This is a genomic window from Pseudomonas sp. (assembly GCF_035277045.1).
In the GTDB taxonomy this organism is placed as follows: Bacteria; Pseudomonadota; Gammaproteobacteria; order Pseudomonadales; family Pseudomonadaceae; genus Aquipseudomonas.
The window spans coordinates 1-4,115 of sequence record NZ_DATELE010000162.1 but is presented as its reverse complement, the minus strand read 5'-3'; the positions used below and the strand labels follow the sequence as shown (position 1 = coordinate 4,115).

The window sequence follows — 4,115 nt, the reverse complement described above, 5'->3', positions numbered from 1 at the left end:
GCGATGACCTGGACCCATCCGGTCTTCAGTCCGGACCGGCAACCTGATCCGCGCAGCTCGACCATCACCGCGCAACCGCTGTCCGGACTCACCCTCACCGGCGTGCTGCTCGACCGCGCCGTGCAGTGGGCCTACCTGCGTGACGCCCGCCAGCGCGCCATCAAGCTCGCCGTGGGCACAGCCCTGGACAGCGGCTGGACCCTGAGCCAGCTCAATGCCCGCAGCGCGACCTTCACCCGCGAGGGACAGAGCCACACCCTGAACATGCCTGTGCCGCGCCTTCCGCCGCCGTCAAACGCCCCCGTCCTTACTCTTCCACGTACCCAGACACCATGACCCTGCAGCTTCCTTCACGTTTTTCCCTGCTGACCCTGCGCGCGCCCTTGCTTGGCCTCGGCGTCGCCCTATCCCTGGCCGCGTGCTCGACGCCTCGGCAAGACCTGCCCAGCGATCCCGGCCTGATGCAGGAGGCATTCAAAGGTGCCGCGGATCCGGCGCCATTGCCCGCATCCTCGGATATCTCGCAACCACGGCCAGCAGCGCCCGCTGCGGTCGCGGCGCCCCAGCGGCAGATCATCAAGGGTAGCCAGCGCTTCATCCGGCCTCCGGCGGGCACGGCTTCCAAGGCTGCACGTGAAGACGGCGACATCGTCTTCAATTTCACCGACCAGCCCATCGAAGCGGTCATCAACAGCGTGATGGGCGATCTGCTGCACGAGAACTACAGCATCAGCCAAGGCGTGAAAGGCACAGTCAGCTTCTCGACCTCCAAGCCCGTCAACAAGCAGCAAGCGCTGTCGATCCTGGAGACGCTGCTGTCTTGGACCGACAACGCGATGATCCGCCAGGGCGACCGTTACGTGGTGCTGCCTGCCGACCAGGCGGTCGCCGGCAAGCTGGTGCCCGAGGTGGCCGTGGCACAGCCCGCCACAGGCCTCGCCGCCAGGCTCTATCCCCTGCGTTACATCGGCGCGACCGAGATGCAGAAACTGCTCAGGCCCTTCGTCCGCGAAAACGCCTTCCTGTTGGTGGACCCGGCGCGCAACGTGCTCAGCCTGGCCGGCACCCCCGAGGAGCTGGCCAACTACCAGGACACCATCGACACCTTTGACGTCGACTGGCTCAAGGGCATGTCGATCGGCGTGTATGGCCTGCAGCACGCCTCGGTGGCCGAGCTGATGCCGCAATTGCAGAAGCTGTTCGGCCCGGACAGCGGCATGCCGTTGTCCGGCATGGTCAGGTTCATGCCCAACGAGCGCACCAACTCGATCGTGGCCATTTCCGCGCAGCCAGAATACCTGCAAGAGGTCGGCGACTGGATCAGGACCATCGATGAAGGCGGCGGCAACGAGCCGCAGTTGTATGTCTACGACGTGCGCAACCTGAAAGCGGCGGATCTGGCGCGCTACCTGCGGCAGATCTACGGCAGCGGCCAGATCAGCGACGACACGGCGGCAAAGGTCGCGCCTGGCCTCAAGACCACCAGCCTGACATCGCTGAATAGCACCGGCAATCAAGGACTTACGGGCACATCTTCCCAATCGGCTTCACCAAGCGAGGAATCGACGGAGGAGGACGACAGCCAGGCACAAGACGAGGGCCTGGGCACTGAGGCCAGTGAACAGAGCGAAGGCACGGGCAAGAGCCTCGAGCAATCGGTGCGCATCACCGCGCAGAAGAGTAGCAACCAGCTGCTGGTACGCACCCGGCCGGCCCAGTGGAAAGAGATCGAATCCGCCATCAAGCGCCTCGACAGCCCACCCCTGCAGGTACAGATCGAAACCCGCATCCTCGAGGTCAAGCTCACCGGCGACCTCGACCTGGGCGTGCAATGGTACCTGGGACGCCTGGCGGGCAATTCGTCCAGCACCACGGTCGCCAACCAGAGCGGCAGCCAGGCAGCCCTGGGCGCCGGCGGCGTCGCGCTGGGCAGCAGCTCGATGTTCTACTCGTTCGTCAGCAGCAACCTGCAAGTGGCCTTGCGCGCACTGGAAACCCGCGGCCTGACCCAGGTGCTGTCCGCGCCTTCGCTGGTGGTGCTGAACAACCAGCAGGCGCAGATCCAGGTGGGCGATAACATCCCCATCAGTCAGACCACCGTTAACACCAGCACCTCCGATACCACGCTGAGCAGCGTCGAGTACGTGCAGACCGGCGTCATCCTCGACGTGCTGCCGCGGATCAATCCGGGTGGCCTGGTGTACATGGACATCCAGCAGCAAGTCAGCGACGCCGACGACAGTGCCGTCACCACCACCCAGCCCAACCCGCGCATCTCAAGCCGCGCGGTGTCCACCCAGGTGGCGGTGCAGAGCGGTCAGACCGTGCTGCTGGGCGGCCTGATCAAGCAGGACAACGCCCGCACCGACACCCGCGTGCCCGGCTTGTCGAACATTCCCGGCCTGCGCTGGCTGTTCGGCAGCACCTCCAGAAGCCGCGACCGTACCGAACTGATCGTCCTGATCACTCCCAAGGTGGTGAACAACCCCGAGCAGGCGCGCCAGGTCACCGCTGACTATCGCCAGCAGATGCAGGTGCTGAAGGCCCAGGCCACGCAGCCTATGTAGCCACGCGCTCAGCCCGGCATGTCGATCGCCTTGCTCCTGCAAGGCTCATTGAACATCGAGCACAGGTTCCGCTCGATGTTCCGGCACAGGTCCTCCACCCGGATCCTGTGCTGGCTGCGGCCAAAGGGCGCCTGCAGATCGGTTCCGATTCGCTCCATCGCCAGCAGCATGCACCCCACCACGGTCGAGACCACCGGCGTGAACCAGCCCAGGGTGGGCACCAGGCTCAACGGCATGATCATGCAGAACAGCGCGCTGAACAGTCGCGGGAAGTAGATATAGGGATACGGCAGAGGGGTGTTGGCAATGCGCTCCATGCCGCCCTGATGATTGGAGATATCGACCAGCGTCGATTCAAGCCGCGCCAGACGGATGCTGTCCAGGCGCCCGGCCTTGAACTCCTGGGCCAGCAGCACGGCGGACCCGTTGAGAATGTCGTTGGGCACGTTGTTGCCCTGCCCGACCCGCTCGATCTCCGCGGCAGGCAACAGCCCGCGCAGCTGGCCGGTATCGACATGTCCCACCAGCTGGCCGCGCAACGAATGCAGATAGGCCACATGGCGCCGGAACAGAGCCGCCTTGACCGGGTTCTGTGTCTCATCCTCCTGCTCGTCATCAATCAGGGTCAACGCCTGGCGGCCGAAACTGCGCGAGCTGTTGACCATGGCGCCCCACAGCGTGCGCGCTTCCCACCAGCGGTTATAGGCGCTGGAATTGCGAAAGCTGATCAGCACGACCAGGGCGGAGCACAGCAGCGTCAATGGCATCAGCGGGATGTCGAGCACATCGCGCGCCAGCAACATGAAGTCCAGCGTGACCGCCACATCCCAGAGCATCAGCCAGAAGAGCGCCCAGCCGACGTAGGTGAGCGTCTTTTTGAAGCAGGTCCATTTGCTGCCAAGGGCTTCCATCATCGCATCGCTCCGTACGCTGGGTATGGCGCTCGCCTGTCGCAGCGAGCGGTACGGTTACCCTAGGGGGTGATGCTTAAACGATTCTTAATTCTCTGTAGGACATCGCTTCTCACGTCGACGAATTTTCGTAATGCCTGGTCGCCGAGCCAGCGCTATAGCGGAAAAATATGAACAGCAGTGAATTATTTCATGTCTCTTTGTATCAGATGCGAAAGAGCCCTGGCCATTACAACGATGGCACCGCTTGGGCATGACCTGCTTCCCTCCTGTAAGACCGGACGCTAGCGGTCTGAAAAGACAGTCAACATCAGAGTACGTGCATGAAAATCCGTAAAAACCGCATCAACCCCATCGGGTTGAAAGACATCACCATTGTCGACGATGCCAAGATGCGCAAGGCGATCACTGCCGCCGCGCTTGGCAATGCCATGGAATGGTTCGACTTCGGCGTCTATGGCTTTGTCGCCTATGTGCTGGGGCAGGTGTTCTTCCCCAACGCCGACCCGAGCGTGCAGATGATTGCAGCGCTGGCCACGTTTTCGGTGCCCTTCCTGATCCGGCCGCTGGGCGGGTTGTTCTTCGGGGCGCTGGGTGACAAGTACGGCCGACAGAAGGTGCTGGCGGCGACGATCGT

3 protein-coding genes and 1 pseudogene are annotated in these 4,115 nt (G+C 63.3%); 3 read left to right on the top strand and 1 reads right to left on the bottom strand.

Translation table 11 applies throughout. The annotated features are described in order from the left end of the window. Positions 1–336, top strand: a pseudogene (locus tag VJS90_RS07915) (hypothetical protein); the annotation flags it as partial. After that, positions 333–2,567, top strand: coding sequence for a type II secretion system secretin GspD (gene gspD / locus VJS90_RS07910; RefSeq protein ID WP_324120732.1), 2,235 nt, complete (start codon positions 333–335; stop codon positions 2,565–2,567). The pseudogene VJS90_RS07915 and the gene gspD, both read left to right, overlap by 4 nt. Positions 2,568–2,575: 8 nt before the next feature. Here the strand turns inward: gspD and VJS90_RS07905 are convergent, their stop codons facing one another. Continuing rightward, positions 2,576–3,481, bottom strand: coding sequence for a bestrophin family protein (locus tag VJS90_RS07905; RefSeq protein WP_324120730.1), 906 nt, complete (start codon positions 3,479–3,481; stop codon positions 2,576–2,578). A 320-nt stretch (positions 3,482–3,801) separates the two neighbouring features. On the opposite strand from VJS90_RS07905, the gene VJS90_RS07900 reads away from it, so the two are divergent. Further along, positions 3,802–4,115 (top strand): MFS transporter (locus VJS90_RS07900; RefSeq protein WP_324120728.1); only part of this gene is annotated, 314 nt, incomplete at its 3' end.

What these genes read in the sequence shown, in the direction of transcription:
- gspD (WP_324120732.1), top strand. Translation starts at nt 333, where the DNA reads ATGACCCTGCAGCTTCCTTCACGTTTTTCCCTGCTGACCCTGCGCGCG.
- VJS90_RS07905 (WP_324120730.1), bottom strand. Translation starts at nt 3,481, where the DNA reads ATGATGGAAGCCCTTGGCAGCAAATGGACCTGCTTCAAAAAGACGCTC.